At 44.6% G+C, this 5,625-nt stretch carries 4 protein-coding genes, 4 tRNA genes and 2 rRNA genes; 1 reads left to right on the top strand and 9 read right to left on the bottom strand.

Features of this window, described 5'->3' with window-relative positions:
• From L1D44_RS21555 to L1D44_RS21540, 4 genes are all read right to left on the bottom strand, one after another.
• Positions 1–519 (bottom strand): GTP-binding protein (locus L1D44_RS21555; protein WP_239893244.1); only part of this gene is annotated, 519 nt, incomplete at its 3' end.
• 197 nt (positions 520–716) lie between these two features.
• Positions 717–790, bottom strand: a tRNA-Gly gene (locus L1D44_RS21550).
• 35 nt (positions 791–825) lie between these two features.
• A tRNA-Tyr gene (locus tag L1D44_RS21545) sits at positions 826–910 on the bottom strand.
• 8 nt (positions 911–918) lie between these two features.
• Positions 919–994 (bottom strand) — tRNA-Thr (locus tag L1D44_RS21540).
• 233 nt (positions 995–1,227) lie between these two features.
• On the opposite strand from L1D44_RS21540, the gene coaA reads away from it, so the two are divergent.
• Positions 1,228–2,178, top strand: coding sequence for a type I pantothenate kinase (gene coaA, locus L1D44_RS21535; protein ID WP_239893243.1), 951 nt, complete (start codon positions 1,228–1,230; stop codon positions 2,176–2,178).
• A gap of 31 nt (positions 2,179–2,209) precedes the next feature.
• Here coaA and birA read toward each other — a convergent pair whose 3' ends face one another.
• The 5 genes from birA to L1D44_RS21510 all read right to left on the bottom strand — a co-directional run.
• Positions 2,210–3,172, bottom strand: coding sequence for a bifunctional biotin--[acetyl-CoA-carboxylase] ligase/biotin operon repressor BirA (gene birA, locus L1D44_RS21530; protein WP_239893242.1), 963 nt, complete (start codon positions 3,170–3,172; stop codon positions 2,210–2,212).
• A gap of 1 nt (position 3,173) precedes the next feature.
• On the bottom strand, positions 3,174–4,229 hold the full coding sequence (murB, locus tag L1D44_RS21525) for a UDP-N-acetylmuramate dehydrogenase (RefSeq protein WP_239893241.1): 1,056 nt from the start codon (positions 4,227–4,229) through the stop codon (positions 3,174–3,176).
• A 642-nt stretch (positions 4,230–4,871) separates the two neighbouring features.
• Positions 4,872–4,948 (bottom strand) — tRNA-Asp (locus L1D44_RS21520).
• A gap of 294 nt (positions 4,949–5,242) precedes the next feature.
• Positions 5,243–5,358, bottom strand: a 5S ribosomal RNA gene (gene rrf, locus L1D44_RS21515).
• A gap of 129 nt (positions 5,359–5,487) precedes the next feature.
• Positions 5,488–5,625 (bottom strand): 23S ribosomal RNA (locus tag L1D44_RS21510); the annotation flags it as partial.

Raw genomic sequence — 5,625 nt, 5'->3', positions numbered from 1 at the left:
ACCTTGGATAACTGGTAGGTCATCACCTGGGAATTCATACTCAGATAGAAGTTCACGAACTTCCATTTCTACTAGTTCTAGTAGTTCTTCATCGTCAACCATGTCACATTTGTTCATGAATACGATGATGAATGGAACACCAACCTGACGTGAAAGTAGGATGTGCTCACGAGTTTGTGGCATTGGGCCGTCAGTAGAAGCAACTACTAGGATCGCGCCGTCCATCTGTGCAGCACCAGTGATCATGTTCTTAACATAATCCGCGTGACCTGGACAGTCTACGTGTGCGTAGTGACGTGATGGAGTATCGTATTCGATGTGAGAAGTATTAATTGTAATACCGCGCTCACGCTCTTCTGGAGCGTTATCGATCTGAGCGAAATCACGCTTAGTACCGCCATATGCCTTAGTCAATACAGAAGAGATAGCAGCGGTTAGAGTTGTTTTACCATGGTCAACGTGACCAATGGTGCCCACGTTTACATGTGGTTTTACGCGTTCAAATTTTTCTTTAGCCATGGTATTGCCCCAATCCAAAGTATTTGGTGATGAAACTGCATATAGCAAAAAATCCGATGCATAGAAAATGTCATCGAATCAGTTAGTAAGATAATTAGATTGGCGAGAAGTAGGTTGGCGCTGACAGGTAGTCTTAAACTGGAAAAAGCACTCGAGACCGAGTGCTTTCTACTGATTAAGTATTATCAGCAAGATTTTGGAGCGGATGGCGGGAATCGAACCCGCGTTATCAGCTTGGAAGGCTGGAGTAATACCATTATACGACATCCGCGCAACCTACTTCAGGTTACCTAACTACCTAGAATATGGTGGAGGGAGAAGGATTCGAACCTTCGAAGGCTGAGCCGTCAGATTTACAGTCTGATCCCTTTGGCCACTCGGGAACCCCTCCAGAGAAAATGGTGCCGGCACCAAGAGTCGAACTCGGGACCTACTGATTACAAGTCAGTTGCTCTACCAACTGAGCTATGCCGGCGTGTCATTTCGGTAGCGGATATTATGGAAATGTGAGCCCAAGTGCAATAGCAAAAGCGAAATTTTCTTAAAAAAATGCCTCAAACGCTGTTTTTTTACCCTTAAAGTGACTTTTAGGTATATTTTTAAGCCGTTTAAAACAGATTGGCGACTTAAGCCGCTATCGTCGCGCTCATTGCTGTTGTTCATAATAACTTCATGGTGTACTGTGCCATCCTTAACGGAGAACTTCGCATGCCGCAACCCAATCAAATTCACAACGCACTTTATCTCAACTTTCAACGCCAACAATGGGCCGGGTTGAGAGAGTCTGTACCATTAACGCTCAGTGAACATGACTTGGCAGATTTGCGTGGTATTAATGAAAAGATATCCTTATCCGAAGTAACCGACATATATCTGCCTCTAAGTCGATTACTTAACCTTAATGTGGGTGCAAAACAGCAAAGAGGCTTAGCACTTAATGAGTTTCTAGGACATGTACCACCAAAGCGTCCTTACATTATCAGCATCGCCGGTAGTGTCGCCGTAGGTAAAAGCACCACAGCTCGTATTTTACAGGCGCTATTGAGCCACTGGCCCGAGCATCCTAAGGTCGATTTAATTACCACCGATGGCTTTCTGTACCCACTGGCTGAATTGAAACGCCGAGGCTTATTGCAGCGTAAAGGTTTTCCTGAAAGCTATGATATGCGTGCGCTTGTCGACTTTATATCGGCAATCAAGGCTGGAGATGCTGCGGTTAGCTCTCCCATATATTCGCACATTACCTATGATCGTATACCTGATGAAATGCAGTGGATCAGACAGCCAGATATTTTGATTATTGAGGGGCTAAATGTGCTGCAAACAGGGCAAGATTCGCCAGTTGACACGCAACGCCCCTTTGTATCTGATTTTGTGGACTTTTCTATATACGTTGATGCTAACGAGTCACTCTTAAAACAGTGGTATATCGAACGTTTCTTGCAATTTAGAACAGGCGCTTTCAGTACTGAAAACTCCTATTTCCACCACTACTCAAAACTCGGGGATGATGAAGCAACAGCAACGGCTTCAAATATCTGGGACACGATTAATGGACCAAACTTAACACTCAATATTTTACCTACACGTGAAAGAGCTCACCTAATATTGCAAAAAGGACCCGATCATTTAATGGATCAGGTCCTTTTGAGAAAATAAAATTCAAACGCCGGAGCACTCTAACCTAGGATTAGCCTACCTTGCGTAGGCTAATCTCTCCGCCAATATAAGTCTGCACTCCTGAGTCGCTCTCAAGCATAACAGCTCCCTGCTCATCAACACCGCGATAAATACCATGGATTTCATCGTGCCCCATCATCAACTTAACGGGTTGATTTTGGAATAGATCAGCATCTCGCCATCTTTGCTTAAACGGTTTAAGCCCCGACTGCTGAAATTCGGTCAAATCAAGTTGTAGCTGCTTTTGCAGTCGCACCAACAACTCTGTTTTATCTGGGACGCTTTGTTGCCCGCTCAAGTCACTCCATGGTTGATCGATTAACGCAGCATGTTGCTCCCCCATTGCCATATTTAAACCGATACCGATAACCAGGTTACACTCGCTGTCAGTCTGGCCATTCATCTCAATCAACACGCCAGCTAACTTTCTGCTATCGAGGTAGATATCGTTCGGCCACTTAACTCCGACGCCTTGAATGCCAAGCTGCTGCAGTACCGACACAATTGAACAAGCCACAACTAAGCTCAACCCCATTGCTTGTGCCATTCCCTGCCGGAACTGCCAATACATGGAGAAATAGAGATGGCAACCGTAGGGTGATACCCAAACGCGCCCTCTTCGCCCCCGACCAGCCGATTGATACTCAGCAACACAGATATCACCAGACACTAGTTCATCAGCGTGCTTTAAGATAAATGCGTTGGTACTGGGGACCTCATCAAAATAAAAGCTACGGTTGGCGATCTGGCTTTTTAACAGACTCTCATCCACTAGAGATAATGAGCCGTTCAATTTATACCCCTTGCCTTTGACACTATAGATATCGATACCGTACTCTTCTAAAGCCGAGATATGATTGCTAATAGCTGTTCTAGACACGCCAAGCGTCGAAGCCAGCGTTTCACCAGACACAAATTGTCCGCTTGCTAGCTCTGATAGAATTTCTCGTTTACGGCTCCATTGCTCAGTCATGCTATAAGCTCCTCTCTCCATTAGCATCGATCATTCTAGGTTCAGCTTCCAGCCTTATACCGAACTGCTGCTCTATTTTCTCTACTATTGACGCGGCCAAGGTTAAAACGTCTTTACTGGTTGCATCACCCGTATTAACCAAGACTAAAGCCTGCTTATCATGTACTGCTGCACCGCCGATTTTAAAACCTTTCAAACCTGCATTATCGATTAACCAACCCGCTGCGACTTTAGTTTTACCTAAACCGTGGGGGTAACCAACGATGTTTGGATAGATTTCGGCTAATACATCAAACTGCGTGCTATCGACCACGGGGTTTTTGAAAAAGCTCCCAGCGTTACCAAGCACCTTGGGATCAGGCAATTTAGACTGACGAGTTTCACAGATACAATCAAACACTTGCCGTGGTGTAACCCCAGCTACATTAATTGCTTTTAAAGGACCATATTCCAGTTTAGGAAGCCACTGCTTAGGCAGTTTAAAGCCGACGCGAGTAATGAGCGCCTTTTCCAGCAATTGACGTTTAAAGATCGAATCACGATAGCCAAATTCACACTCGTCTGCCCTTAGGCGAATTAGCTTGCCACTCTGTAACTCAACATATTCAACCCAGTCACAAAAATCATTAATTTCGACGCCATATGCCCCAATATTTTGAATAGGTGCAGCGCCAACTGTACCAGGGATCAGAGCAAGGTTCTCTAATCCACTAAATCCGTTATCTAAACAAAAACAAACAAAATCATGCCAGTTTTCGCCAGCAGCAACACTCAGGTAATGGTTTTCTGCATCAGCGGAAACCTCGATCCCCTTAGTTTCAACTAAGACAACTGTTCCTGCAAAATCAGCGCAAAAAATGACATTACTGCCACCACCTAAAATCAGCATCGGCTCATGAGCCTGATAAAGGCGACAACTGACCTCTATAAGTTGCTCATTTGTTGTTGCATGAACTAACTCACGACAAGAACGAGCTAACGCAAATGTATTATAAGGCTTTAACGAATAAGGGGAGCAGTCTTGCATTGGGGTATCTTTAGGAGTCCAAAAAGCCATTGTAGCTTAAACTCTATAACCACAGAAGCTTTGAAAAACATCCATCATTGCCTGAGAAGCTTTATTCTTGATATTGATAGGCTTTAGATTAGAACGGCCAAGATAGATTGCTTATTTAGGCAAAGTATTCGCCTCGTTGCTGAGTACGGCGATAGCCGTGAGCTTACGAACAACAAGCAGGGCAGATTCATCCGTGATGTCACTACTAAAATGAATGAGTATTACAGCACGAAAAAAGCCTCTGCACTCTTTTCAATAAAAAGTTTTCAATAAGAAATTTTCAGTAAGAAATGCTGAGGCCTTCATCTTAATGTTTGTGGGTGAGTACAGCGATAGCTGTGAGCTTGAGAACGCGAAGCAAAGCGTAGCAGGGGCGGACTTGCTCTTATCAAAAGACGAACCGTGTGCCTTCGGCACGAGAGACAGGCCGACTATCTCTAATGAAAAGCCCTAAGAGTTCCATGGATAGAGTGAATGCTAGAGATTGTCTGGAACAATCTCAGTCCAACTGAACTACGAAGTGCATATATGGTTGAGAGTGACTGCTCCTTTAGCAAACTGCGTGCGCATTTCGATTTAATTTTTCTTTGAAAGACGCATACGAAAAAGCCCTGCTATTGCTAGCAGGGCTTATCGTAATGTTGGCGGAGCGGACGGGACTCGAACCCGCGACCCCCGGCGTGACAGGCCGGTATTCTAACCAACTGAACTACCGCTCCTTTAGCAAAGTGCTTACGCATGATGCTAAATTCTTTTTAAGTCGCTAGCTTGTCAGGGCTAGGAGACTCGCTTTTCTCTATGAGGAAAGCAATGTTTAGCGCCTGGAAATGACCTACTCTCACATGGGGAGACCCCACACTACCATCGGCGATACTGTGTTTCACTGTATTCTAACCAACTGAACTACCGCTCCTTTAGCAAAGTGCTTACGCATGATGCTAAATTCTTTTTAAGTCGCTAGCTTGTCAGGGCTAGGAGACTCGCTTTTCTCTATGAGGAAAGCAATGTTTAGCGCCTGGAAATGACCTACTCTCACATGGGGAGACCCCACACTACCATCGGCGATACTGTGTTTCACTTCTGAGTTCGGAATGGATTCAGGTGGGACCACAGCTCTATGGTTTCCAGACAAATTCGGTAAATTTAGAAAGCTGGACTCGCGATGCAAGTCTTAAAAATTGGGTTCACACTACATTAAGTGCTTCATTCTAATTTTGTTAGAAACATTAGTCTCTCATACAAAACCCATCAGGGTTGTATGGTTAAGCCTCACGAGTCATTAGTATCAGTTAGCTCAACGCCTCACAACGCTTACACACCTGACCTATCAACGTCCTAGTCTCGAACGGCTCTTTAGAGGAATTAAATTCCTAGGGATGACTCATCTTAGGACTCG

It is taken from the genome of Shewanella sp. Isolate13 (assembly GCF_022398325.1).
Taxonomy (GTDB): domain Bacteria; phylum Pseudomonadota; class Gammaproteobacteria; order Enterobacterales; family Shewanellaceae; genus Shewanella.
This window is presented reverse-complemented; position numbering and strand designations above follow the sequence as displayed.